Annotated in this window: 23 protein-coding genes and 1 tRNA gene; 21 read left to right on the top strand and 3 right to left on the bottom strand. The window is 64.1% G+C overall.

What is annotated here, in order from left to right:
- Window positions 1–88 precede the first annotated feature (88 nt).
- Window positions 89–784 (bottom strand): MBL fold metallo-hydrolase, encoded by a 696-nt coding sequence (locus ACTNFJ_RS06800; RefSeq protein WP_435905651.1) that lies wholly within the window; start codon window positions 782–784, stop codon window positions 89–91.
- 121 nt (window positions 785–905) lie between these two features.
- On the opposite strand from ACTNFJ_RS06800, the gene ACTNFJ_RS06795 reads away from it, so the two are divergent.
- The 20 genes from ACTNFJ_RS06795 to ACTNFJ_RS06700 all read left to right on the top strand — a co-directional run bounded on the left by ACTNFJ_RS06795 (window position 906) and on the right by ACTNFJ_RS06700 (window position 22,003).
- Window positions 906–981 (top strand) — tRNA-Glu (locus ACTNFJ_RS06795).
- A gap of 260 nt (window positions 982–1,241) precedes the next feature.
- A complete protein-coding gene (gene argC, locus ACTNFJ_RS06790) occupies window positions 1,242–2,303 on the top strand; it encodes an N-acetyl-gamma-glutamyl-phosphate reductase (protein WP_435905650.1) in 1,062 nt (353 codons plus the stop codon).
- Window positions 2,300–3,481, top strand: a complete 1,182-nt coding sequence (gene argJ, locus ACTNFJ_RS06785) for a bifunctional glutamate N-acetyltransferase/amino-acid acetyltransferase ArgJ (protein ID WP_435905649.1) — start codon at window positions 2,300–2,302, stop codon at window positions 3,479–3,481. Before argC ends, argJ begins: the two co-directional genes overlap by 4 nt.
- A gap of 144 nt (window positions 3,482–3,625) precedes the next feature.
- Window positions 3,626–4,531 carry an acetylglutamate kinase gene (gene argB, locus ACTNFJ_RS06780; RefSeq protein WP_435905648.1) on the top strand — a complete coding sequence of 302 codons (906 nt, stop codon included), beginning with the start codon at window positions 3,626–3,628 and terminating at the stop codon, window positions 4,529–4,531.
- Between the two features lie 72 nt (window positions 4,532–4,603).
- Window positions 4,604–6,268, top strand: coding sequence for a GspE/PulE family protein (locus ACTNFJ_RS06775; protein ID WP_435905647.1), 1,665 nt, complete (start codon window positions 4,604–4,606; stop codon window positions 6,266–6,268).
- Window positions 6,269–6,362: 94 nt separating this feature from the next.
- Window positions 6,363–7,535 carry a type IV pilus twitching motility protein PilT gene (locus tag ACTNFJ_RS06770; protein WP_435905646.1) on the top strand — a complete coding sequence of 391 codons (1,173 nt, stop codon included), beginning with the start codon at window positions 6,363–6,365 and terminating at the stop codon, window positions 7,533–7,535.
- A gap of 3 nt (window positions 7,536–7,538) precedes the next feature.
- Window positions 7,539–8,771 (top strand): type II secretion system F family protein, encoded by a 1,233-nt coding sequence (locus ACTNFJ_RS06765; RefSeq protein WP_435905645.1) that lies wholly within the window; start codon window positions 7,539–7,541, stop codon window positions 8,769–8,771.
- Window positions 8,772–8,931: 160 nt separating this feature from the next.
- A complete protein-coding gene (locus ACTNFJ_RS06760) occupies window positions 8,932–9,312 on the top strand; it encodes a prepilin-type N-terminal cleavage/methylation domain-containing protein (RefSeq protein WP_435905644.1) in 381 nt (126 codons plus the stop codon).
- A gap of 132 nt (window positions 9,313–9,444) precedes the next feature.
- Entirely contained in the window at window positions 9,445–9,813 is a 369-nt protein-coding gene (locus tag ACTNFJ_RS06755) for a type IV pilus modification PilV family protein (RefSeq protein ID WP_444711768.1), read from the top strand.
- Window positions 9,810–10,403, top strand: coding sequence for a PulJ/GspJ family protein (locus ACTNFJ_RS06750; RefSeq protein ID WP_435905642.1), 594 nt, complete (start codon window positions 9,810–9,812; stop codon window positions 10,401–10,403). Before ACTNFJ_RS06755 ends, ACTNFJ_RS06750 begins: the two co-directional genes overlap by 4 nt.
- Window positions 10,404–10,432: 29 nt before the next feature.
- Window positions 10,433–12,412 (top strand): polymer-forming cytoskeletal protein, encoded by a 1,980-nt coding sequence (locus ACTNFJ_RS06745; RefSeq protein WP_435905641.1) that lies wholly within the window; start codon window positions 10,433–10,435, stop codon window positions 12,410–12,412.
- Complete coding sequence (locus ACTNFJ_RS06740; protein ID WP_435905640.1) at window positions 12,412–13,251, top strand: prepilin peptidase; 840 nt, start codon at window positions 12,412–12,414, stop codon at window positions 13,249–13,251. Before ACTNFJ_RS06745 ends, ACTNFJ_RS06740 begins: the two co-directional genes overlap by 1 nt.
- A gap of 46 nt (window positions 13,252–13,297) precedes the next feature.
- The gene (gene pilM, locus ACTNFJ_RS06735; protein ID WP_435905639.1) at window positions 13,298–14,341 is read left to right on the top strand and encodes a type IV pilus assembly protein PilM; all 1,044 of its coding nucleotides are present in this window, start codon (window positions 13,298–13,300) and stop codon (window positions 14,339–14,341) included.
- 3 nt (window positions 14,342–14,344) lie between these two features.
- Window positions 14,345–15,028 carry a PilN family protein gene (locus ACTNFJ_RS06730; RefSeq protein WP_435905638.1) on the top strand — a complete coding sequence of 228 codons (684 nt, stop codon included), beginning with the start codon at window positions 14,345–14,347 and terminating at the stop codon, window positions 15,026–15,028.
- Window positions 15,025–15,669, top strand: a complete 645-nt coding sequence (locus tag ACTNFJ_RS06725) for a hypothetical protein (protein WP_435905637.1) — start codon at window positions 15,025–15,027, stop codon at window positions 15,667–15,669. Before ACTNFJ_RS06730 ends, ACTNFJ_RS06725 begins: the two co-directional genes overlap by 4 nt.
- A 52-nt stretch (window positions 15,670–15,721) precedes the next feature.
- Window positions 15,722–16,453 (top strand): HAD family hydrolase, encoded by a 732-nt coding sequence (locus tag ACTNFJ_RS06720; RefSeq protein WP_435905636.1) that lies wholly within the window; start codon window positions 15,722–15,724, stop codon window positions 16,451–16,453.
- Window positions 16,450–19,011 carry a glycoside hydrolase family 65 protein gene (locus tag ACTNFJ_RS06715; protein WP_435905635.1) on the top strand — a complete coding sequence of 854 codons (2,562 nt, stop codon included), beginning with the start codon at window positions 16,450–16,452 and terminating at the stop codon, window positions 19,009–19,011. The genes ACTNFJ_RS06720 and ACTNFJ_RS06715 overlap by 4 nt, the downstream gene beginning before the upstream one ends.
- A gap of 73 nt (window positions 19,012–19,084) precedes the next feature.
- A complete protein-coding gene (gene fdxA, locus ACTNFJ_RS06710; RefSeq protein ID WP_435905634.1) occupies window positions 19,085–19,405 on the top strand; it encodes a ferredoxin in 321 nt (106 codons plus the stop codon).
- 37 nt (window positions 19,406–19,442) lie between these two features.
- The gene (gene dapC / locus ACTNFJ_RS06705; protein ID WP_444711810.1) at window positions 19,443–20,510 is read left to right on the top strand and encodes a succinyldiaminopimelate transaminase; all 1,068 of its coding nucleotides are present in this window, start codon (window positions 19,443–19,445) and stop codon (window positions 20,508–20,510) included.
- A 194-nt stretch (window positions 20,511–20,704) separates the two neighbouring features.
- A complete protein-coding gene (locus ACTNFJ_RS06700; protein ID WP_435905632.1) occupies window positions 20,705–22,003 on the top strand; it encodes a citrate synthase in 1,299 nt (432 codons plus the stop codon).
- Window positions 22,004–22,523: 520 nt separating this feature from the next.
- Here ACTNFJ_RS06700 and ACTNFJ_RS06695 read toward each other — a convergent pair.
- Window positions 22,524–23,489, bottom strand: coding sequence for an endonuclease domain-containing protein (locus tag ACTNFJ_RS06695; RefSeq protein WP_435905631.1), 966 nt, complete (start codon window positions 23,487–23,489; stop codon window positions 22,524–22,526).
- 255 nt (window positions 23,490–23,744) lie between these two features.
- Window positions 23,745–24,701: a 2,3,4,5-tetrahydropyridine-2,6-dicarboxylate N-succinyltransferase gene (gene dapD, locus ACTNFJ_RS06690; protein WP_435905630.1), complete on the bottom strand. Its 957-nt coding sequence runs from the start codon at window positions 24,699–24,701 to the stop codon at window positions 23,745–23,747.
- A 17-nt stretch (window positions 24,702–24,718) separates the two neighbouring features.
- On the opposite strand from dapD, the gene dapE reads away from it, so the two are divergent.
- The gene (gene dapE / locus ACTNFJ_RS06685) at window positions 24,719–25,825 is read left to right on the top strand and encodes a succinyl-diaminopimelate desuccinylase (protein ID WP_435905629.1); all 1,107 of its coding nucleotides are present in this window, start codon (window positions 24,719–24,721) and stop codon (window positions 25,823–25,825) included.
- Window positions 25,826–25,874: the final 49 nt, after the last annotated feature.

The raw sequence follows: 25,874 nt of genomic DNA, 5'->3' as shown, positions 1-25,874 counted from the left end.
GAAATTGCGCTGATCTCCGAGCGAAGAGGGAGGAACTCGGGGTGGGCACGGGGCGGTGACCAGGGCCCGTCAGCCCCGCGAGTCGGCGTTAGGAAGCTGCAGGCAGCGCGAGATCAAGTCGCGCCGAACGATCTGCATCGAGTCGCGGCAGGGTGATGAGCTCGCCCCCGACCTGGTCCAGGCACCACTGCACCCGCGCGGTGAATAGCCCGACGCCCTTCGCCGACAGCATCCCGTCGTGGGTGAGGTAGGCGCGTCGTGGCGCGGCGGTCAGCACGAAATCCATCACCTGCGCGATGTTTGACCACGGCGACCCGATCGGCACGCCCAGGACATCGGCAATAAACGGAGGCCGCGTCAGGTCGTCGCCGCCGTACGCGAAGGTGCCGTTCACGCGCACCCCCACGTTGTCGATCACCGGAATGCTCGCGTGTAGGACCTCGTGTCGGCGACCATAGAATTCCAGCGCAAACGGGCCCGCCTGGTGCGTGTCGCCTTCGCGCACCACCATTACATTGTGGATCCCGGCCGCCGCCAGCGCGTCGGCCGTCGCCTGCGTGGTAAATACGGGTGCGTCGGGTGCGGCGGCGCGCAGAGCAACCAGGTTCTCGGGGGTCCAGTGGTCGGCATGCTCGTGTGTGACTACGATTCCCGCAATCGGCATTGCAGCCTCGATCGCGGTGCTGAGTTCCGCTCCGGTCGAAAAGTTGCCCGGGTCAACAAAGAGCGAAGCGCCATCGAGCTCAAGAACTACTCCGGCATGGGAAAGGCGGAAGCACTGCATGCCCCCGATACTAGAGCGTCGACACGCGGGTGGGCGGATCCACCGCGGATTTTGCTTCGCACCGGTGATGTGCCAAGATAGTCTAGTTGCCACGGCAGGGAATTCCCCGGCCAAGGAACACGGCCCCATCGTATAGCGGCCTAGTACGCTGCCCTCTCACGGCGGTAACGCGGGTTCGAATCCCGCTGGGGTCACCAGTGAAACCCCCTCCACTCGGAGGGGGTTTCGTCGTATCCGCCGCCGCTTCGCGGGCGTTGTGCGCCGAGCCCGCGCATGCAGGCACCAGTTTCCCAGTGCGCGTATCCCGAAAAGTGGGCCGACCGCGCGCGGCTTTCCCCAGATTGATGCGTGGAGGCGGGTTTTTCCTCAAGTTGGGGCGAGTAGCCAGGGGTGCCAGAATGGGGGCAGACAGTTCAGTGCCGAAAAGGCAGAGCGCGCAAAACAGGAACGGTGGGGTATGGCGACGAGTGTGGCAGTAGCGGGTGCCTCCGGGTATGCAGGCGGCGAGCTCTTGCGCCTCCTTGCCGGGCACCCCGAGTTCGAGCTGCGCACGGTCACCGGGCACTCGAGCGCGGGCTCCCCGCTTATCGAGTCGCAGCCGCACCTGCGCTCGCTCGCGCACCTCACCATTCAAGCGACCACACCCGAGGTGCTCGATGGCCACGACATCGTGTTCTTCGCGTTGCCCCACGGTGCTTCGGGCACGCTGACCGCGCAGCTCACGAACGTGCGCCTCGTGGTCGATTGTGGGGCGGATCACCGCTTACGCGAGCGCGACGACTGGGTCACGTTCTACGGTGGCGAGCACCACGAGCCGTGGACCTACGGCGTGCCCGAGCTGCTCGTGCGCGGTGCCGACGGCGGCTTCACCAAGCAGCGCGAGGCATTGCGACGCGCCGAGCGGATCGCGGCCCCCGGCTGCAACGCGAGCACAGTGTCGCTGTCGCTCGCCCCGGGCATCGCGGCCGGCGTCATCGAACCCCTCGACATCGTGTCGGTGCTGGCAGTGGGCCCCAGCGGCGCGGGCAAGGCGGCGAAGACGCACCTCCTCGGTGCCGAGCTCATGGGCACCGCAAACCCCTACGCGGTGGGCGGATCGCACCGGCACATTCCCGAGATCCAGCAGGTGCTGCGCGACGCAGGCGCGACAGTAACGCCGACGATCAGCTTCACCCCGGTGCTCGTGCCTATGAGCCGCGGGATCCTCGCGACCTCCACGGCGCGCATTGCTGAAGGCGTGACCGCGACTCAGGTGCGGGCAGCCTGGGAGCAGGCCTACGCCGACGAGCCGTTCGTGCACCTGCTGCCCGCGGGGCAGTTCCCCCGCACCGCCGACACCCTCGGCGCAAACACCTGCCTCATCGGCCTCGCCGTTGACGAGGCCGCGGGCCGCGTCGTGGTCGTGGCCGCCCTCGACAACCTGACCAAGGGCACGGCGGGAGCCGCGATCCAGTCGGCCAACCTCGCCCTCGGTCTCCCCGAAGCCACCGGCCTGAGTACGAATGGAGTCGCCCCGTGACCGTGACCTTCCCGAAGGGGTTCCGCTCGGCGGGCATCGCCGTGGGCCTGAAGTCGACCGGAAAGCCCGACCTGGCGCTCGTCGTGAACGACGGCCCCGCGCGCGCCGCGGCGGTCGTCTTCACGAGCAACCGGGCGCAAGCCAACCCGATCCTGTGGAGCCGCAAGGTCGCACAGAATGGCCCGGCGCGCGCCGTCGTGCTGAACTCCGGGGGAGCCAACTGCTTCACCGGCGACTTCGGCTACGAGACCACGCGGCTGACCGCCGAGGCCGTGGCTACTGCGCTCGGTAGCGACCCCAATGGCGATGCCAGCGACAGCGCCGCAGACGATATTCTCGTCTGCTCCACCGGCCTCATTGGCGCAGGCGACCAGTCCTTCCGCGACAAGATCGTGAACAACATCCCGCAGCTCGTGCAGGCGCTCGCCGCAGACGACACGACCGCCCCCGCCGCGATCCTCACCACCGACTCGGTCGAGAAGACCGCCTCGCACGAGGGCAACGGCTGGCGCATCGGCGCGATGGCGAAGGGTGCCGGCATGCTCGCGCCCGGCCTCGCCACGATGCTTGTGGTCATCACCACCGACGCGCTCATCGACGACGACGTGGCGGATCGCGCCCTGCGCGGTGCGACCGGCGGCAGCTTCGACCGCTTAGACTCTGACGGCTGCATGTCGACCAACGATCAGGTGACGCTACTCGCGAGCGGCGCGAGCGGAGTCAGCCCGGGCGAGGCCGAGTTCGCGGCGGCGCTCGCCGCGGTCTGCGACAGTCTTGCCGCGCAACTGCAGGCTGATGCCGAGGGTGCGAGCCACGACATCGACATCGAGGTGCGTGGCGCCGCCAGCGTCGCAGACGCCGTCGAGGTCGCCCGCTCCGTCGCCCGCAACAATCTCTTCAAGGCCGCGATCTTTGGGAATGACCCGAACTGGGGTCGCGTGCTCGCCGCGATCGGCACCACCGATGCCGCGTTCGACCCCTATCAGGTCGACGTCAGCTTCAACGGCGTTCGCCTGTGCCACGCCGGCGGCCCAGACCGCCCGGTCGATGAGTGCGACCTCACCCCGCGCAAGACTCGCGTGCTGATCGACCTCTTCTCAGGCGAGCACACCGCAACCGTGCGAACCAATGACCTCACGCACGACTACGTGCACGAGAACAGCGCGTACTCGAGTTGACCCCGTGCTGGGGCGGGGCAACCCTGTTGCATCCCTCCGGAGCGCCTTCGCGGGGTGGCCATCGATGATGCCACCCCGCAAACTCGCTCATGTGACACAACCGGCTTCCCCTGCCCCTGCACTCCACTTCTCTAGGATGAACTCATGACCAACACGACGAGCCCGCTGAAGCACGAAGAGGCGGCGGCGAAGGCCGAGGTGCTCATCGAATCGTTGCCGTGGCTGAAGAAGTTCCGCGACGCGATCGTGGTGATCAAGTTCGGCGGCAACGCGATGATCGACGAAGAGTTGCTGCGCGCCTTCGCCGAAGACGTGGTCTACTTGCGCCACACCGGCATCCGCCCGGTAGTCGTGCACGGTGGCGGTCCGCAGATCACCGACATGCTCGGGCGCCTCGGGATCGCGAGTGAGTTCCAGGGCGGGTACCGGGTCACCACCCCCGAGGCCATGGACGTCGTGCGCATGGTGCTCACCGGCAAGGTGAACCCCGAGCTAGTTGACCAGATCAACGCGCACGGCCCGCTCGCCGCGGGCACCACTGGCGAAGACGCAGGTCTCTTCATCGGTCGCCGTCGCCCCCCGATCGAGGTCGACGGAGCGATGGTGGATCTCGGCCTCGTGGGCGACGTCGTGGGCGTGCGCCCCGAACCCGTGCTGGCGCTGCTCGATGCCGGGCTGATTCCGGTCGTCGCGGGCATCGCTCCCGACGAGCAGCATCCGGGCGCGTCATTGAACATCAACGCCGACGCTGCGGCCTCGGCTCTCGCGACGGCGCTCGGAGCGGAAAAACTCGTCATCTTGACCGACGTCGCCGGGCTCTACGCGAACTGGCCTGACCGCGACTCGCTCGTCTCGAGCATCTCCGCTGGCGACCTCGAACAGATGCTCCCCAGTCTTGAGTCGGGCATGATCCCGAAGATGCGTGCCTGCCTCGACGCGGTGCGCAGCGGGGTGCCGAAAGCGGCGATCATCGACGGGCGTGAGCCGCACTCAGTACTGCTCGAGATTTTCACGGCTCGCGGTATCGGCACCGAGGTGGTGGCGGAGTAACGCTCGCTCGATCCACTATTTTGAGAACAACAGCACCCGCTGTGAGACAACTGCACAACCTAGGGGGATGTCATGCGTCGCATACTTGAGCACTTGGTTCTGACAGGCACGGTGCCGAAAGACACGATGGCCGGGGCGATCGCCAAGGTGGGGGAGCGGCGAGCCGAGCGGGAGTTGCTTGCGACGGGCCTGTTGAAGGGTGAAGACCTGGCGAAGGCGCTCGCCTTCACGCAGAATCTGCGCTACGTTGATCTGCTCGAGACGCCGGTCGATCCGCGGGCTGTGACCAAGCTGGCCCCCGATCTGGTGCGTCGCCATTACGTGCTGCCGATCGCGCTCGACGGCAATGAGCTCACGCTCGCGATGGTGGATCCCGATGATGTCATCGCCCTCGACGATGTCGCGGGTTCGACTGGTCTCACCGTGGTGCCCGTCGTGGCGACGCGAGAGGCGATGGCGCTCGCGCTCGATCGCTACGTGCGCCTCGACGATCAGATCGCCGATCTGACGAGCGAGCTGGGGGCGAGCGCCGCCACGACGGGCAGCACTGGAGCGACCGAGAGCCTCGAAGACGAAGACGACGATGTACCGATCGTGCGCTTCGTGAATCTCATCATCTCGCAGGCGATTCAGGATCGCGCCTCCGACATCCACATTGATCCGACTGAGAAGCGGCTGCGGGTGCGGTATCGCATCGACGGGGTGCTGCACGACGTGCAGCAGGCGCCGGCATCGATCAAAGACGGGGTGATTTCGCGGCTCAAGATCATGAGCGGCATCGACATCGCAGAACGGCGCAAGCCTCAGGATGGCCGCATCTCCGTGACCCACAACAGCCGCGCGATCGACCTGCGCGTGGCGACACTGCCGACGGTGTGGGGCGAGAAGATCGTCATGCGTATCCTCGACAACTCGGCGTCGAAGATCAAGCTCTCTGATCTCAACATGTCGCCCCGCAATATGGATGTCTACTCGCAGTCGTTTCGCAAGCCGCACGGCATGCTGCTCGTCACTGGGCCGACAGGGTCGGGAAAGTCGACCACTCTCTACACGACACTCAGCGAGGTGGCCAGGCCCGAGATTAACGTGATCACGGTCGAGGATCCGGTCGAGTACCGCATGGACGGGGTGAGCCAAATGCAGGTAAACCCGCGTGCCGGCCTCACCTTTGCGAGCGCGCTGCGCTCGATTTTGCGTGGTGACCCCGATGTGGTGCTGGTGGGCGAGATTCGTGACGCCGAGACGGCGCAGATCTCGATTGAGGCGGCCCTCACCGGTCACCTCGTGCTCTCCACCCTGCACACGAACGACGCACCAAGCGCGATCACGCGACTCGTTGAGATGGGTATCGAGCCTTTCCTTGTGGCCTCGGCGCTCGAATCTGTGGTGGCGCAACGTCTCGCACGACGACTGTGCGCACACTGCAAGGTGATGCGCAAGCCCGATACTGAGCTGCTTGAAACGCTCGGGTTCATCATTCCCGGCGGCGAAGCACTGGTGGGTGAGCCGGTGGGGTGTTCCCGCTGTTCAAACACCGGGTACCGGGGTCGTGTCGCTCTGCACGAGGTGATGGTTGTGAGCGAGGGCGTGCAGCGCCTCGCGGTCGCGCATGCCTCCGGCCTCGAGGTGCGCCAGCTCGCAGTCGAGGAGGGCATGATCCCGCTTCGTGAAGACGGCTGGCGCAAAGTGCTCGAAGGTATCACCTCGATCGAAGAAGTGTTGCGCGTCGCATCGTGAATTTTTCAGCGGTGGCATTGCCTACGCATCGACGCGGCACTGGCTACACTGTGATGAGGTTGCCGCTCGCACGGCACCGCAAAAGGGGGACACCATGACGGGTTCGTTTGTGCTGGATGAAGCGCTGAAGTATGTCGCTGACATGCAGGCCTCAGATCTGCACCTGGCGGTCGGCGCGCCGCCCGTGATCCGCGTCGACGGCCAGCTGCTGCATATGCCGGGAGGCTTTGGCCGTTTCACCCCAGAGACGTTGCGAGAGGTGTTGCTGCCGATCCTCACTCCCGATCAGCGGGAGCGTCTCGAGACCGATCTTGAGCTGGACCTCGCGTATTCCGCAGGAGGGGTGGGTCGGTTCCGCGTCAACATGTACTGGCAGCGCAACTCGTTGGGTGCAGCCTTCCGATTCATTGACAACAAGATTCGTACGCTCGATGAACTCGGTATGCCGCCCCAGGTGCGCGACTTTGCGTACTTGCCTCGCGGCCTGGTGCTGGTGACCGGGCCAACTGGGTCAGGCAAATCAACCACCCTTGCGTCGCTCATCGACGTGGTGAACACCGATCTGGCGAGTCACGTTATGACGGTGGAAGACCCGATCGAGTTTCTGCACAAACACAAGAAATCGATTGTGAATCAACGCGAGGTCGGCACCGACACGCACACCTTCGCGGCGGCACTGAAGCACGTGCTGCGACAAGATCCCGACGTGATCCTCGTGGGTGAGCTGCGAGACCTCGAGTCGATCTCAGTTGCGCTCACGGCGGCCGAGACCGGGCACCTCGTGTTCGCGACGCTGCACACGGTCGACGCGGCGCAGTCGATTGACCGCATTATCGATGTCTTCCCCTCGCATCAGCAGGGGCAGATTCGTACGCAGCTTTCGGCCAGCCTGCAGGGCGTGGTGTCGCAGACGCTGCTGCGCAAGGTCGGCGGTGGCCGCGTGGTGGCGACCGAGGTGATGAAGATGACCCCGGCTATCGCGCACCTCGTGCGCGAGGCGAAGTCGCACCAGATTTATTCGAGCCTGCAATCGGGTGCCGAATACGGTATGCACACGATGGATCAGTCGCTCGCCGACCTCGTGCGAAAAGGCATCGTGACTTACGATCATGCTCGCGAGAAAGCAAGCGACCTGAAGAGCTTCGAATCGCTGGCGACCCGCGGTGCCGGTGATCGCGACGCGGCGGCCAACGCCATGGCGGGGGCGGGCCTCGGCTTCGATGACGAGTTCGCTGTCGAAGACCTGCCGCGCCGCAAGAGGTTTTAGGCCATGGCCGAATCCACCACGCTCTACGTCTATCGCGCGCGCAACAGTGCCGGCAAGACGGTGAAGGGCCGCCTGCACGCCGCCAGCGAGGCCGCAGCCGTGAACGCGGTTGAGGCGCAGGGGCTCATTCCTGTGTGGGTGAAAGACAACGATTCGCTGGGTCTCAATAAAGATCTGAACATCGCGTTTCTTGAAAAGAAGCCCAGCCTGAAAGACCTGGCGATCGCCTCACAGCAGCTTTCCGTAATGGTGGGTTCGGGCGTCACGATTCTGCGTGCGCTTGAGATTGTGGGCCAGCAGACCGAGAACCAGATTCTCGCCAAGGGCTTCGCAGATACCCGTCGTGAGGTGGGGCAGGGGTCGTCCCTGTCGAGTGCGATGGAGCGACGCCCGAAGGTGTTTCCGCTGATTATGGTGAACTTGGTGCGCGTGGGAGAGGCCGGCGGCTTCCTCGACGAGGCACTCGAATCGGTGGCCAAGAACTTCGAAACCGAACTGAAGCTGCAGCAAAAGGTGAAGGGCGCGATGGCCTACCCCGTGGTGGTGCTGTTCGTTGCTATCCTTTCGGTGATCGCGATGCTGGTGTTCGTTGTGCCCACCTTCGAGAGCCTGTTCGCCGGTTTTGGCGACGAGCTGCCCCTGCCCACCCAGATTCTGGTAGCGATGTCGCGCTCCGCCGTCATTTGGGTGCCGCTCCTCGTAATCGTGTCCATCGCGGTGGCGTTCTGGTACTCGCGCAACAAGCATGAGGAAAAGGTTCGGAAGTTCGTCGACACTTCCAAGGTGAACATGCCCATCTTTGGGCAGCTGTTTCGCAAGGTGGCGATCGCTCGGTTCAGCCGCAATCTCGCGGTGATGCTCAACGCGGGCGTGCCCATGCTGCAGGCAATCGGCCTTGTCGCGAAGGTCTCGAATAACTGGGTGATTGAGCAGGCGCTGCTCGAAGCCGAGAACTCGGTGCGGCACGGGCGCCCGTTTGCCCTGCCGCTCGCGCAGCACGAGGTATTTCCGCCGATGGTGACCCAGATGGTCGCAGTCGGCGAGGATTCGGGTGCGCTCGACAAGATGCTCAAGAGCATCGCCGAGTTCTACGACCGCGAGGTCGAGACCGCGGCGGATCAGCTCACCTCGCTCATCGAACCGCTACTCATCGTGCTCGTCGGCGTGGTGATCGGCGGCATGGTAGTCGCGCTCTACCTGCCCATCTTCGGCCTCGTCGGCGCTATTCAGGGCTGAGAATCCACACTCCAAACACAGTGGCACTCGGTGCCAAATGAAATGTGTGGAACGGCAACCCTACGCAATGTTGTACTGAATCCCAGTAGAATGAGAATGTTCCCGGATCAGCACCGTTCGGGGGCCATAACATCCCGGTGCACGACCTATGGAGTCACACATGCTTGAGCGTATGAAGAACGTTCTGAAGAACCGCAAGGCCGACGGAGACAAGGGCTTCTCGCTCGTTGAGCTCGCGGTCGTCATCGTTATTATCGGCATCCTTGTTGCGATTGCTATTCCTGTTTTTACCAGCATGCAGACTGCTGCGGAGCAAGCTAACGTCGATGCTGCTGCTGCAAACGGGTCAGCAATTGTTGCTTCAAACATCGCGTCTGGTGTGGTCGCAGATGCGGGTCTTTCTGCCTTAGAAGTCGATCCAGTCACTTCAGTAACGCTGACCGGTCCTGCTGATCCGGCCGATGCGGACCTCACGAATTTCTGTGTCACGGCAACGAATGGAACTTACACGGCAACCAAGGGATCTGCCCCAGGTTGCTAGCAATTCGATGATTTGACAGAGCGGTGGGAGAAATGTTGATGCTCCCACCGCCTTGTTATTTGAGATAATCTGAACTAGGTGCTAGTGGAATTTAGGGCGTTGAGACCTGACCGACAGGATTCTGGGTTTGGCATGACCGAGCTCGCGGTGGCTATCGTCGTGCTCGGAATCGTGCTCGTCGGTCTCTTTCCCTTGGTGATCGACTCCGTGCGTCTCGCAGTCCAGAATGCCGAGGTAGCGCAGGCAAACCGCATCGTGGCAACTCAGCTCGATCAGAGCCGTGATCAACTTTCCGGTCTTGTGTGTTCGGGTGAGACCAATCAGCCGATCGGCCTTACCCCGCCAGACAGCCAGAAGTTTCAGGCTGACCGCACGGTAGCGTGTGGTGCCGATCGCCTGGCCACCGTCACCATCCGGGTGCAGGCGCTTTCCGCCGACACCGACACCGACACCATCGCCGAAGCCACCACTCAGGTAGTCACCGCCGAAAGTACACCATGAACCGCAACCGCAGGGTAGATGATGCGGGCTTTAGCTTGGTTGAACTCGCGGTCTACATCGTGGTGCTCGGTCTGATCTCCACCATCATCGCGACCACTATGGTCAGCCTGTTTCGGTCCGAATCGACCGTTTCCGGGCTGACCACCTCCGCGAGCGATGGCCAGAACGCAGCCACCCTGCTTCGCGCAGATATCCGCAATGCCCGTGAGTTCCGCGTCACCGACGGCGGCGCGACGCTTACGGCGTCGGTTGCGGGGCGATCCGCCTCGATAACCTGGCAGTGTGTGCGCTGGCAGGTGACCGGCACAGGGAACGAGCGCAACCTCACCCGCGACGTCAAGCCCGACAGCGCCGGGCAGCCCTGGAATGCACCTAGCTCTCTCCCCACCCTGCTTACTGGGGTCGGGCCACGCAGTGAGGGAACCGTCAGCTTGCCGTTCTTCGCAGGCGGGGCCGCCTCAGGCGTGGAAGGAACCCTGACCTACTCCTGGCGGGTTACCACCGCCGATGAGGGCGCCATCAACATTGTTGGTGATGCCCGCAACCGCACCCAGGGGCAGGTGGCCACTCCGGCCACGACATGCTTCTGAGCATTACGCCCCACTGAGAGGATGAACGCATGACCCCCCGTGGCTCGCTTCCTCAGCACCCGCTCCGACTGCGCCTGCACCTGCGCAACGATCGGGGCATCGCGCTGCCGATGGTGCTGATGGTGTTCATCGTTGGGGTCGCTTTGATCTCAGCATTCCTCGTTGCGATCGTCGGCTCCTCGCAGGTCACCGCGACCAACAAGAACATTGTGCAGGCTCAGGCCGCAGCAGAGGCCGGAATTGCCGCAGCCGAAGCCCGCATGCGTAGCGTGGAAGTCGACCCCTGCACCACTGACCTGGCGGCGCTGGCCCACGACACTGCGGCACTGCGATACGACTTCGTCAGCGATGCCCCCAACTGTGTCCCGGTCGGCACAGGCCGTGAGGTCATCATCACTGCGACAGGTTATTCCCAGGGCAGCGTCGCACGGGTGGAAGCGCGGTACACCTGGGTCCCCGGAGGCACAGAGCCTGACCCGGAGGCGGGAGGCAACAGTATCGTCTATACCGGTGGTGCGAACGGGTTTGCCACACACCCCGGCCTCACCCTGACGACCCTCGACGGGAGTCCGATCGGGGTCACCACCGCCAACGCTGAATTCGACTGCAACGGCATCTCGCTGCCGGGCGGGCTGATTGGTTCAGCCGGAGCCCATTTTCATCCCTGCATCGTCAACGGCGATGTGCACCTCGCCGGAACCCTCCGGACGAATAACAACGGCAGCAATCTGATCACCGGTGATGTTCGGCTCGCCGGAACCGGCACTCATGACCTCAGCGGAACCATGCGCGGGGACGTGTTCACCAACGGTCTCGTCTCGCTCCATAATTCTGGAGTGATCGAAGGGACCCTCACTGTCACAGGTTCCGGAGAGACCGTGATCAACGGACGAGTGAAGGGCGATCTCATTGTTGCCGACCGCGCTCGAATCACCGGAACAGTAGAGGGCGATGTCATCGCCGTCGGCACCGGGGTTACGACAGTCACTGGGCGGGTGGAGGGCGACATCGTCACCAACGGCTCGGTGATCGTGGACTGGAACTCGCGTGTCGACGGTGACATTACCGCTGCACGGACAGGCGCAACCACGACGATCCGTTCTCAGGTCAACGGTGACGTCACAGTTGGCGGTGCGATCGATGTTGCCGACTGGAATTTGGCGCTCCCAGGAACCCTCACCGCAGGTGCGAATATTCGGCTAGTTGGAAACAACTCAGTAGGCGGCACCACGCCCGGATGCGTGGTCCGCAGCGTCACCAACAGCATCAGCTGGAATTCGCCACCGAGCGGTACGAATGTCTCGCAGCGCAGTTGCCAGATACCGGCAAGCGCGCTCACCTTCCAAACCCTCGCGGTGCCGGATCTGGTGCCGGCCCCGGTCATCGAGCCATGGCGAGACTTTGCCTATGACCCGGCGGACTGGGTCGGCTTCGATCCGGTCACGGTCACGGGGAATGCCGCGTGCGACACCTGGACAAAGAACCCGGGAAGCGCCTGGGGTGATCTCCGCAATCTGACTATGAATACGGTGTTCGATCTCCGAGCATGTGGAGACGTAGCCACAAACTCGAACTCCAGCGCCAACTCTTCGGTGGAGCTCTCTCACAATGTCGCATTCGTTGTCGACGAACTCAACCTGCATGGCATGACCTTCACCTCGGCGGGAGATGCACCGCGACAGCTCTGGCTGGTGCAGCCGGGCACCTCAAATGACGGGGATCCGGTCTGCTCGCTTGGTGGCAACAGTCGAGCCATCAACTTCGAGGGAACACGGATCTTGGATCCGGTGCACGTACTCGCCTACACCCCCTGCGGTGTGCGACTGAGTAACACGAGCATTACCGGCAACATTTACGCGGGGAGTGTCAGCGTGGGCGGAAACTCCACCGTTCAATTCGCCCCCATCGGGCTTCCCGGATGGCCGACAACCGGTGGTGGTTCCCCCGGCGGCGGCACCACCATCACCCCGGCGCTCGGCTCACTGCTCGTGCAGCGCAACGTCGATTGATGGAGGCTTGGGTTCCGGCCGCGGCCGGGGTGTTCGGCCTGCTCATCGGGTCGTTTCTGAATGTGGTGATCTGGCGGGTGCCGCGAGGGGAGTCGCTGCTGCCCGACAGCCACTGTCCGTCGTGCGATGCGCCGATCCGCCCGTTTCACAATGTGCCCGTGATTTCCTGGCTCCTGCTGAGAGGCCGATGCGCGAGCTGCAACACACGCATCAGCGCACGCTATCCGCTTGTCGAGATTGCGACGGGCGTAGCGTTCGTCCTGGTGGCGGGGTGGGTGTTCAGTGTGATGGGCGCGGCAACAATCTTTGGGGCAGCTGGCGCGTTGTCTGCCATTGCCGCGTGGCTCGTGCTCGCCGCATACCTGTGGCTCGCCGCGATCAGCATCGCCCTGACGCTGATCGATCTTGAGCATAAACGACTTCCCGATGCGATCGTGCTGCCGAGTATCGCGGTCGTTGCCGGATTGCTGGCGGCTGCGGCGGCGATAGGCGGCAACTGGCCGCAACTGCTGTCAACTCTCGCGGGTGCGGCGATCCTCTTCGCGGCGTATTTCCTGATCGTGCTTGTCTACCCCCGCGGGCTCGGCGGAGGAGATGTGAAACTCGCCCCGGTGCTCGGGGCAGCGCTCGGATTTGTCGGCTGGGATGCACTCGCGGTCGGCGCCTTCGCCGGCTTCGTGTTAGGCGCCGTCTACGGGCTCACTCTGATTGTGCTGCGCCGTGGCGGCCGGAAGACCGAAATTCCGTTCGGACCGTTCATGCTTGCGGGTGCGTGGCTTGGCCTGTGCGTGGGCCCGGCCATCATGCACGCATACCTGTCACTCTGGGCACTAGGCTAAAGGAAAATGAACGATGTGCACTGACCGACCGGCAAAGGGGAGCTGAATGGCCACACGCACCATTGGCCTAGACATTTCTGCCCGACGCATTCTTGCCGCAGAGGTGAGCGGCAGTATTGCCCGCCACCCGACCCTGCATCGCGTGCACGCGGTCGACCTGCCCGAGGGGGCAGCGAGAGACTCCGAGATTATTGACGTACCTGCAGTCTCGAACGCGCTGAAGCAACTGTGGCGGGAAGGCGGCTTCAAGAGCAAGCGTGTGGTACTCGGAGTGGGGAACCAGCGTGTGCTCGTGCGTGACCACACGGTGCCACTGATGCCGTTGCCACAGTTGCAGCAGGCGCTGCCGTACCAGGTGGCCGACCTTCTGCCGGTGCCCGTGACTGAGACGATTCTCGATTTCTATCCCGTTGCCGAAGTAGAGGGCAGCGACCCCCCGCAGGTGCAAGGGTTGCTTGTCGCCGCAATCAAAGACAGCGTCGAGACAAATGTCGCGACGCTCGAAGACGCGGGGCTCAGGGCTGCAGGCGTCGACCTCTCGCCGTTCGGCATGCTCCGGGCTCTGATGCCCGGCGGGCAGCTTAACGGGTGTCACACCGTGGTCTACCTCGGCGCTCGCACCACCTTCATCGTGGTCGCGGTAGACGGCACCCCACGTTTCGTGCGCATCGTTCCGGCGGGTGGTGAAACCGTCACCGACGCGGTGGAGGATCTCACCGGGCTGGAGCGTGAAGAGGCCGAGGCGCTGAAGAAGACCATCGGCATCGACCAGGGGGCCGATCCACAGTATCGAGAGACGGCCGACGCGATGCTCGCGGCCCTCCGCAGCATCTTTGGGTCTATCCGCAGCACCAACAGCTACTACCTCAGCAACCTCGGGGGCCAACCCATCGAGAGCCTGATCGTGATGGGTGCCGAGACCCTTGTGCCCGGGTTTGTGCGCGCGGTCGGCGAGTACGTCGAACTTCCCGTGACGCTCGGCACTCCCAGCGCGGGAGTGCGTCTCGACAAGAGCCTCGACCCGGAAACGGTGGCACGGTACGAGTCTGAACTGGCGATTCCCATCGGCTTGGGCCTGAGGAAGGGGTAGCGCATGGCAAGAAAACGAAGCCCCATCGAGTTTGGGCGAAGCCCGCGGGTGAATTTGCTCCCCGAGCGGCAACGCGCCGAACAGCGACACGAACAGACGCTGCCGAAGCTCCTCCTCGCGCTCGTCGCCAGCGGGGCCGTTGCCGGTCTCATCTTTGCGGCAGGCACCATTCCAGTTACCCTCGCGAACCAGGAACTCGCCGCGGTTGAAGCCGAGTCGCAGTCATTAAATGCTCAGATTGCGGGCTTCGGTGAAGCGCAAGAGATGCTTGCGGCCGTGGGCGGCAGATCTTCAGACCGCACAGTGATTACCGAGACCGAGGTGCTCTTCATGGAGCTCCGCGACCAGGTGCTGGGCAGCGTGCCCGACGGGTCAAGCATCGTGCGGTTTGCGGCGTCGCTACCGGGCAGCGAAACTGACGCCGCACCTGACCCGGCAGTTCTCGACGCGTGCCCCGCGTCTGGTGCCTCGATCGATCTCACCTTGTCGACTCCGGGCGAGGGCGGGCTCAGCGCAGCCGCGGCATTTCTCGACCGTGCCGAGCAACTCGAGGGATTCGTCTGCGGAATTGTGATCGTCAATTCACTCTTGAGCGCAGGAGACACAATTACGTCTGAGACCCAACTGCAACTCGTGTTCAACGACACGGTGCGAGCCGGTCGCTTCATTGAGGAGGAAGCTCAATGAGCGCAAAAACCAGGCTCTGGGTGCTGATTACCGGAGTTTTGTGTGCCTTCGTGGTGCTGTACGGGGTGGTCGTCGGGCTGCTTCCACAGCTCAACACGGCATCGACGACCCGTTCCCTCGCTGATACGACGGCGTTCACGGTAGAGACCCAGCGCGCGCAGCTTGCGATCCTGCAACAAGCCGACGAGGATTCGGCGGAACTCCTCTCAGAACTCGAAGAGCTTGAGATCGCAATTCCCGTGACCACGGACTGGCCGGTCTTTCTACGCGAGCTAGCGAACATTCAAGGTCAGTCGGGGGCGACCCTGTCTGAATTCACCGTGGGGCAATCCATTCTCCCCACGCCTGCTGCGGAGGATCAGGCTGCTAGCGACCCTGCCGCCGAGCCAGCGACGGATGCCGCTGCTGGAGAGGGTGCCTCGCCCGCTGACCCGGCTGAGGGTGTTGCGGCCCCGGCGACCGGTCTCGTTGAGATCCCCATCACCGTCACGGTTACCGGCACCGCCGATCAGGTCGCACAGTTCTTCCGTCTGCTCCAGACCGGGGATCGCCTGGTGTTCGCCCAATCAGTCGACATCGACAGCACGAGCGAGACCACCAACGGCACCTTTCTGGGCTCTGTGTTTGTTGTGCCGAACTGAGTCGAGTCGCACGCCGTCGCGGCCGGGCAAGCCTCCCCGATAGACTGAAGATATGGTCGATACCCAGCAGCTAGACCAGCGGATCGCGCCCTTTCGTGCGTTTCTCTTCGACCTCGACGGGGTGGTGACTCCGACCGTCACGCTGCACATGCAGGCGTGGCGCGAGACGTTCAACCAGTATTTCGCAGGGCGCGAACTTGAGCCCTTCGGTGACGAGGAATACTACGAGTTGCTCGACGGGCGGCCGCGCTTCGACGGCGTCGCAGCGGTGCTGGCCTCCCGAGGGATCGAGCTCGCCGCAGGCACTCCCGAAGATGACGACTTTTTCAGCATATGGGGCATCGGTAACCGCAAGAATCGTGTCTTCGCCGATCTCCTAGCTGGCGACGGGATCGCCCCCTACCCGGGCACCATCCGGTTGTTGGATGCGCTCGCGATGCTCGACGTGCAGATCGGCCTCGTGTCGAGCTCACGCAATGCCGAGGCCGTGTTGGCCGCAGCTGGCGTGCGCGATCGCTTCACCGTCGTCGTCGATGGGCTTATCGCCGCAGCAGACGGACTGCCCGGCAAACCCAACCCCGACACGTACGTCGCAGCTGCCGAGCGCCTTGGCGCGGCGCCTAACGAGTCGGTCGTGTTTGAAGACGCGGAGTCGGGTGTGGCGGCAGGCCGCTCTGGCGGCTTCGGTCTGGTCGTGGGCGTCGACCGCGGTGCCGGCGCAGACGCGTTGCTCGCAGCGGGCGCAGATCTCGTGGTGGCAGACCTCGACGAGTTGGTGCGATGAGCTTCGGGCCCGACCCCTTTGGGGCCCACGTCGAAGAGATCCGTCGTGACTTCGGAGACGACCCTTGGCGACTGACCGTGACCGGCATCAACCACGAATCCGCCGCGGTCGACGAGACTCTTCTTGCCCTCGGCAACGGGTACCTCGGCATGCGCGGCAACCACGAAGAGGGCACCCCGCTGGGCAGCCACGGCACGTTCATCAATGGCTTGCACGAAACCTGGCAAATTCAGCACGCGGAGGGAGCCTACGGGTTCGCCGAGCAGGGCCAGACCATCGTCAACGTGCCCGACGCGAAGACGATCCGCATCTATGTTGATGACGAGCGTCTGAACCTCGAATCTTCAGAGATTCTCGATTGCCTCCGCACCCTCGACTTGCGCGCAGGCACACTTGCCCGCACCCTGCTGTGGCGCACGCCGACCGGCAAACGTGTGCGCGTCGAGACCCGCCGCCTGGTCTCGCTCGCCTCCCGTCACCTCGCGACACTGGAGATGCGGGTCACGGTGCTCGATGCAGACGCAGACGTGACGGTGAGTAGCCTGATCATGAACCGGCAAGACCTCGCTCGAGTGCGCACTGAAGACCCTGGCGGCGCGAGTTTTGAGCCGCCCTCCGACGACCCGCGCCAGGCTCAGGTGATGCGTGAGCGCGTGCTCGATCCCGGGCCCATGGTGCGGCAGGGCCGTCGGAGCGTGCTCAGCTACCGGGTGCGCAACTCGGGCATGACGCTCGCGTTGGGCGTGGATCACGACTTCGACCCCGGTCTCGGCGGCGAGACCGAGGATGAGTGGAGCACCAGCGTCGACGGCACTGAGGACCGGCTGCGGCACGTCTTTCAGGGCGTGGCGCGCGCCGGACGCACGATCCGCCTCCAAAAGACCGTCGTGTATCACGCCTCGGCCACCGCCACCCTCAGCGAACTTATCGATCGCGCCACGCAATCGCTGAACCGACTTGAGGCGGAGGCCCCCGAGCGTCGCTGGTCAGAGCAGCGCCACGTGCTTGCCGATTTTTGGAACCGTGCAGACGTCGAGGTTGACGCCGAGCCCGGGGTGCAGCAGGCGATCCGCTGGAACCTCTTTCAGCTCGCGCAGGCCACCGCACGCGCCGACGGCCTCGGCATCCCGGCGAAGGGCGTCACCGGGTCAGGATATAGCGGACACTACTTCTGGGATTCCGAGATATACGTGCTGCCGTTTCTCACATACACGAGCCCGGAGTGGGCGAGGAACGCGATCCGCTCACGACACCGGATGCTGTCGAAGGCCCGGGGGCGCGCGGCGACGATGAACGAGGAGGGTGCGCTCTTCCCCTGGCGCACCATCAATGGCGAGGAGGCCAGCGCTTACTACGCCGCCGGCACCGCGCAGTACCACATCAACGCCGACATCACCTACGCTCTGGCGCGCTACGTGAGCGCGACGAGTGACCTCGAGGTGATGCTGCTGGGTGGCAGCGACATCGCGGTCGAGACCGCCCGCATGTGGGCGAGCCTTGGTTTCTGGCGCACCGATGCCGACGGAACGCACAATTTTCACATTCACGGGGTGACGGGGCCCGACGAGTACACGACGGTCGTAAACGACAATCTCTTCACCAACGTGATGGCGCGGTTCAATCTGCGCTTCGCTGCCGAGGTCGTACGCACGCTCGCTGAAGAGGCGCCCCGCGATCACGCGTTGCTGGTGGATCGGCTGCAGCTGCAGCCCGAAGAAGTACTCGCTTGGGAGCGCGCCGCCGATGGCATGTGCGTCCCGTACTCTGATGAGCTACAGGTGCACCCGCAAGACGCGCATTTCCTTGAGCGCGAGGTGTGGGATCTCGAGGCCACCCCGCCCGAGCAGAAGCCGCTGCTGCTGCACTTCCACCCGCTCGTGATCTACCGTTTCCAGGTGCTGAAGCAGGCCGATGTGGTGCTCGCCATGCTGCTTGCGAGCGATGAATTCACGACAGACGAGAAGCGTCGCAACTTCGAGTACTACGACGCGCTCACCACGGGGGATTCAACGCTCTCCGCGGTCGTGCAGTCGATCATCGCCGCGGAGGTCGGATACCAAGACCTCGCCTATTCCTACTTCGATCAGGCGCTCCGAGTCGACCTCGACGATCTGCACGGAAACGCGGCCGACGGGGTGCACATCGCCTCCACAGGCGGCGTGTGGATGGCGCTCGTCAACGGCTTCGCGGGGCTCCGCGATGTGAGCCGCAAACTGGAGTTCGATCCTCGCTTGCCCGAACACTGGGGTGGTCTGCGATTCAAGCTCGCCTGGCGCGGCCGGGTGCTCGGGGTCGAGCTCACCGCGGCGCGGATTAGCTTCACGCTCCTCGATGGTGACGAGCCGCTGGCGGTCACCGTGCGTGGCGTGGAAGTTACCGTCGAGCCGGGGGAGCCTCGGGACGTCGCTCTTGATGGCCAAGGCCCGATTCTCGGGCGCTTCCCGGGCCTCTCCGCAGCGATGCTGCCGCGCGAGAGCGAACCCGACCTGGTGTCAACACTCACCTCGGAAATCCCCATTGTCACGTCCGAAATTCCGACGCGCCCGCTTCGACAGTGAGCTTTGGACTCACGCGGGGGCCTAGGATGGAAGGCATCCTCGGCCATCCCCGGGCTCATGAAAGGCGGACGACATGACTTACGTAATCGCGCTTCCCTGCGTCGATGTGAAGGATCGCGCCTGCGTTGATGAGTGCCCCGTTGATTGCATTTACGAGGGCGAGCGTTCGCTCTATATCCACCCCGACGAGTGCGTCGACTGTGGCGCGTGCGAGCCGGTCTGCCCCGTCGAAGCCATCTATTACGAAGATGATCTGCCGAGCGAATGGTCCGACTACTACAAAGCGAACGTCGAGTTCTTTGACGAGATCGGCTCGCCCGGCGGCGCTGCCAAGGTGGGTATTTACACCTTCGACCACCCGGTTATCGCGGCGCTCCCGCCGCAGGGAGAGTAGCGTGCGCGGGCCCCTGCCCGACTACCCCTGGGACGCGATGGCGCCGTACGCGGAGCGTGCGGCTGCCCATCCCGGTGGCGCGCTCAATCTGTCCGTTGGCTCCCCAGTGGATCCGTCTCCTGTCTCTGTGCGTGAAGCCCTGGCCGCCGCAACCGATGCCCACGCCTACCCGGCGACTGCCGGCACCCCGCGCCTTCGTGAAGCGATCGCCGAATGGTACCTGCGTCGCCGCGGTGTGACGGTTGCACCGAGCGCTGTCTTGCCGACCGTTGGCTCGAAGGAGTTCGTGGCGCTGCTGCCCTTTTTGTTGGGCATCGGGGCGGGGGAGGCTGTCGCGTTTCCCCGCATCGCCTACCCCTCCTACGCGATGGGTGCGGCGCTTGTCGGCGCAGATGCGGTCGCCGCTGACGATCCCGCCGAGTGGCCAGAGAACACTCGGCTGGTGTGGCTGAATTCCCCGAGCAACCCCGACGGCCGAGTGCTGAGTATCGATGCCCTGCGTGCTGCCGTGGTGCGCGCTCGCGAGCTTGGGGCCGTGATCGTCGGCGACGAGTGCTACGCCGAGTTCGGGTGGGAAGCCCCCTGGACGCGTGAATCGATTCCGTCGCTGCTCGATCCACGTGTCGTAGGCGACGACCACCGCGGAGTGCTCGCTGCTTACTCGCTGAGTAAGCAGTCAAACCTCGCCGGGTATCGCGCCGCGTTTGTGGCGGGTGATCAGCAGCTGGTGGATCAGCTCCTCACCGTGCGCAAGCACGCTGGCCTGATGCTCCCCGCCCCGGTACAGGCCGCCATGGTCGCCGCGCTTGGCGACGAAGCCCATGTCGACGCGCAGCGCGAGCTGTACCGCGCGAGGCGAGCCGTGCTGCTTCCGGCGCTTCAAGCTGCGGGTTACGAGGTTGAGGGCAGCGAAGCTGGTTTGTATCTGTGGGCGACCCGCGGGGTCGATGCGTGGCAGAGCGTGGATCAGTTCGCCGATCTGGGCATCATCGTGGGGCCCGGTCACTTCTATGGCGACCACTCGCCAAATCACGTGCGACTCGCGTTGACCGCGAGCGACTCCGACATCGCTGAGGCTGCACGCCGCATCGCTCACGGCAGCTAGATTCGCTGGACACTGGCCACTTCTCGAACGTTGCAATACGCACAGAAATTGCGTATTTGTTTCGATATCGAGATAGTCTGGGGGTCGCGAACCCCAAAGACGCGCCGAAATATTGCCGTGTAACGGCTAAGCTGAAACAGTGCTGTGCCCGCATCAGGTGCGCCGTACCCACACCGACCCCACGAGGAGACGACGTGACTGAATCGACTCAGGGCCAGAGCCTTGGCACCGCGAAACTCACTGTAAACGGCAGCGAGGCCGAGTTTCCGGTTCTTGCCGCGGCCGATGGCAATTCGGCCATTGACATCAGTACGCTGACCAAGCAGACCGGGCTCACCGCTCTCGACTACGGTTTCGTGAACACGGCATCTACGAAGTCGGCGATCACCTTCATCGATGGCGAAGAAGGCATCTTGCGGTACCGCGGGTACCCGATCGAGCAGCTGGCATCCGGGTCCACGTTCCTTGAGGTCGCATACCTCCTGATTTACGGCGAGCTGCCCTCTGCAGACGAGCTGGACGCGTTTGATGGGGAGATCCGCCGCCATACCCTGCTGCACGAAGACATGCGCTACTACTTCGAGGGCGTTCCGCACACTGCGCACCCGATGGCTGTGCTGTCGGGCGGGCTGCAGACCATGTCGACCTACTATGAGAACTCGCTCGACACCGCGGTGCCCGAGTTCGTCGAAGTGAACACGATTCGCCTGCTCGCGAAGCTGCCCGTGCTGGCCGCCTACGCGCACAAGAAGTCGATCGGGCAGGCATTCCTGTACCCCGACAACAACCTGAATTTCGTCGAGAACTTCCTGCGCCTGAACTTCGGTAACCGCGCCGAGAAGTACGAGATGAACCCGGTGCTCGTCGACGCGCTCGACAAACTCCTTATCCTGCACGCAGACCACGAGCAGAACGCGTCGACGTCGACCGTGCGCCTCGTCGGATCGACCGGTGCGAACATGTTCTCCTCGATCTCGGCCGGTATCAACGCGCTGTCGGGCCCGTTGCACGGCGGTGCCAACGAGGCAGTGCTCGATATGCTCGCGCAGATCCGTGATTCGGGTCAGAGCGTGCAGGCCTTCGTTGAGAAGGTAAAGAACAAAGAAGACGGCGTGAAGCTCATGGGCTTCGGGCACCGTGTTTACAAGAACTACGATCCGCGCGCCCGCATCGTGAAGGAGAGCGCCGGGAAGGTGCTTGCTGAGCTCGGTGTGAACGATCCGCTACTCGCCCTCGCGCAGGAGCTCGAGCAGATCGCCCTCGAAGACGACTACTTCAAGGAGCGCAAGCTCTACCCGAACGTCGACTTCTACACCGGAGTGATCTACAAGGCGATGGGCTTCCCGACCCGCATGTTTACGGTGCTGTTCGCGATCGGTCGACTTCCCGGGTGGATCGCGCAGTGGCGCGAGGCGCACGAAGACGCGCAGACGAAGATCGGCCGTCCCCAGCAGCTGTACATCGGGAGCCCCGAGCGCGACCTCGGCCGGTAGGTACCGCTTCTACCGGGTGCCGGGGCCAGCCCGGCGGGGCCCCTGCATCGACACGCCCCTGAGTCAGGCTGTCCCCGCTCGCCAGTTCGCTCCTTCCGCCCGGCGATTCACGCAAGGGGACACGAATAGGCCAAAGAGTCGATTCTCCGAGCCATTCGTGGCCCCTTGTGCGGGCAGGATCGAGATTGGCGCCCGGGGGCCGCGGACAGCTGCGCTGCCCACGGCATGGGAAGAACGGGTAGGAACCTCTGCTGCGTCAACAGTTGGTCCAGGATTCTGAGTGGGAACCTCGCCAACCAGCGGTCAACAGAAGCTGGCCACCTTCGCTTCCAGCCGGGTGACTACCGGAACAACCAGCCGAGCTTTCTCTCGGCAAGTGCAGGCGTTAGCCTGCACGCGGCAGCCCATCAGAGGTCGACCCGGAGGCGCTTGAACCTCGACAATCGTTTCGCCTGTCTGGAGACCAGCCATGGTGGCGTGTGGCACGTCACCGGAAGGTTCCTGTGCTGCGCTGACAGTTCTAGCTCTGGCGCTCCCAACCACGTTCGGTCAGTGCACGTTCAACGCGTGCGGCGACCACCCACGGCCGGCCAGCCAAGGAACGAGTGACCTCGATCATGGTCCAGCCCGCATCCCGCAGACCAGCAAGACGCTCGACATCTTGGGAGTAGCGATCGGCGTGTTGAACCCCGTGATACTCCACACCGACCAGAAATTGTTCATAGGCCATATCGAGGCAGGCGAGAAATGTACCGTCGGTATCGAACACATCGAGGTTGAGTGCCGGCTCCGGGAGGCCCGCGCGAATCAGTGTGAGTCGGGTTAGCGTTTCCCTGGGCGACCAGGCATCTTCTCTGATCAGAGGTAGAGCTTCGCGGAGGCGCGCCGCACCATCCCATCGGCCCAGATCAGTCACCGCTTGCAGCTCAGCCAGGCTTGCCAGAGGAGGCGTCCCGGCACCAGGTCGGCCGTATCCCGGTCTATTTACGCGGGCGAGGAAATCTCCCGCGATCACGAGGTCGGAGACGGACATTCCGTCCGCAGCTAACATCGCCCAAGTGCAGGCCGGATGCGTAAGGGGCACACCCGCGCACTCTGTCGGCAAACTGCGGTTGAGCTCGAGGCGATGTCCGATGGCTCCGCGCACCCGTGGTGCTCGACCGGGTGACAGCACGCTGACGTGCGGGGCTAGCTGTGACCGTTGGGGCAGAGGGACACCCCACAGGATGGCCGCACTTCGGTGGCTGAAAAATTGGCCAGGAAGGAGCCGGAGGGAGAGCAGTCGAATGAGCTCGCGCTCGCGCGCCCTTCGTTGTTCGTAGACGTTGAGCCGGAGGTGTTCATCTAGCCGCCTTGATCGCACGCCGTGGAACGGTCGATCCAGGTCGGTGCCACGAAGGCGGCTTGGGGTCACGCCGAAGCGATGGGCTTCAGCGACGGAGAACTCGCTGCCGAGCCCCTCGGGCAGTGGGGAATGAACAGCCATGCCACCAGCCTGACCTGATCTGCACAAGCGCAGGACTGGGCATCCACAGCTTAAGCGCTGATTCCCGCCTTATCCACATACCCCAGTCCGCAGGGGGACGCGAATGGCGCTGAGACCGGCTTCACAGAACCATTTGTGTCCCCTTGCGGAGGTGGGAATGGGAATGGTTCGGGGAAATGGGAACGGGTCGGGGAGGGGTCAGGAATCGAGCGGCGAGGGAGTGCGGAAGCGCCCTGGAGGGACCGGATCCCCCGCCTACGCGTGAAGCGCGGCGTTGAGCACGATGCCGTGGCCGGTACGTGGCAGGGCCTCAACTGCCCCAGTCATCGAGTTGCGGCGGAATAGTAGGTTCGGCACACCTGAGAGCTCATTCGCTTTCGTGTCGACAGGCTCGCCGGCAGATTCGACCGTGCCGCGCGGCAGGCGCACCTTGGTTCCGGCTGTCACGTAGAGACCGGCCTCCACTACGGTGTCGTCGCCGATTGAGATGCCGATGCCCGAGTTTGCGCCGAGCAGGGCTCTCTCTCCCACGCGCACTCGTTCGGTGCCGCCGCCCGAAAGTGTGCCCATGATCGACGCGCCTCCGCCGATGTCAGAGCCATCGCCCACCACGACCCCCTGAGAGATGCGACCCTCCACCATAGAGGCGCCCAGGGTGCCTGCGTTGAAATTCACGAACCCTTCGTGCATGACGGTGGTGCCGGGCGCGAGGTGTGCGCCGAGACGCACCCGCGAAGTGTCAGCAATCCGCACGCCCTTCGGCACCACGTAATCGGTGAGCCGCGGGAACTTATCGAGTCCCACGGCGGTGATGCCGGCACGCTTCAGCGCCGGCAGGCGCTTCGCGTATTCCTCAGGCAGCATGGGCCCGGCTGTCGTCCACGCAACGTTGGGCAACGCGCCAAAGATGCCATCGAGGTTGATGGTGTTCGGCTGTACCAGGCAGTGCGAGAGCAGATGCAGACGTAGGTAGGCGTCTTCGGTGCTGGTGGGCGCTGCATCAAGGTCGATTTCTAGATTCACGAACCGCAGCTCGACGCCACGCGCGTTATCGAGCCCGGCGAGTTCTTCGAGGCTGGTGGGGGCGATCAGTGGATCGCGATCCGCCGGGCGTCGGCCGAGTTCAGGGGCGGGAAACCACGCGTCGAGCGTAGTGCCGTCGGAAGCGATGGTGGCGAGGCCAGCGGCCCAGGCAAAGCGCGATTCAGTCATGCCTCTAGGCTAGTAGGGTGAGCAACGCGTCAGAAACTCTCGAACTCGATCCCGCAGCCGGGCCGGTGGATCTCACCAAACAGCTCTGCAACATCGCGTCGGTATCGGGCGACGAACGACGTATCGCAGACGCGGTCGAGCGCCTGCTGCAGGACGCCCCGCACCTCCATGTCACCCGCGACGGCGATACGCTCATTGCCCGCACCGAGTTGGGTCGCGAACGTCGAGTGGTGATCGCGGGTCACCTCGACACCGTGCCGATCAATGAGAACCTGCCCGTGCGCGATGAGCTTGACCCGGTGACAGGCGAGCCGGTGATTTGGGGCCGCGGTACGGTCGACATGAAGGCGGGGGTAGCGGTACAGCTCTCTCTGGCCTTGGAGGTGAGTGAGCCCGCGGTCGATCTGACCTGGGTCTGGTACGACCACGAGGAGGTCGCGAGCGAGCTCAATGGCTTGGGTCGGGCGCTCGCGAACGCACCACACCTTTTCGCCGGTGACCTCGCGATCCTTGGCGAACCCACGAATGGCTCGATCGAGGGCGGCTGCAACGGAACCCTTCGGGCGCGAGTGACCCTGCTGGGCACACGGGCGCACTCGGCGCGCAGCTGGATGGGCGTGAACGCGATCCACCGGGCATCGGAAACGCTGGGCAAGCTCGCGCGTTTCGAGGCTCCGACTCTCACCGTCGACGGACTTGACTACCGTGAGGGGCTGAACGCTGTGCGCGTCTCGGGTGGGGTCGCGGGGAACGTCATTCCCGATCAGTGCGATATCGAGGTGAACTACCGCTTCGCGCCGAGTCGCACGATCGACGAGGCGGTCGCCTTCGTGCGTGAGTTTTTTGCCGATGCCGACGAGGTCGAGATAGTGGATCTCGCACCCGGGGCGCGACCCGGCCTCGATGACCCGCTCGCTCAGAGCCTCGTGCGCGCGGTGGGTGGGGAGCCCAGCGCGAAGGTCGGATGGACCGATGTGTCGCGCTTTTCAGCGCTTGGAATTCCCGCGGTGAACTTCGGACCTGGCGATCCGCTGCTCGCGCATGCCGACGACGAGCGAGTTCCAAAACTACAGATCGAACGCACCGCACTGGCACTCCGAGCCTGGCTCACTGGCGAAATGTGACGTGGGCCCCAAGCGGGGGTTACCCTCGGCCATCTCTCAACCGATACAA

It is taken from the genome of Leucobacter shiyiweii (genome assembly GCF_052446065.1).
Classification (GTDB): Bacteria; Actinomycetota; Actinomycetes; order Actinomycetales; family Microbacteriaceae; genus Leucobacter.
This window is presented reverse-complemented; position numbering and strand designations above follow the sequence as displayed.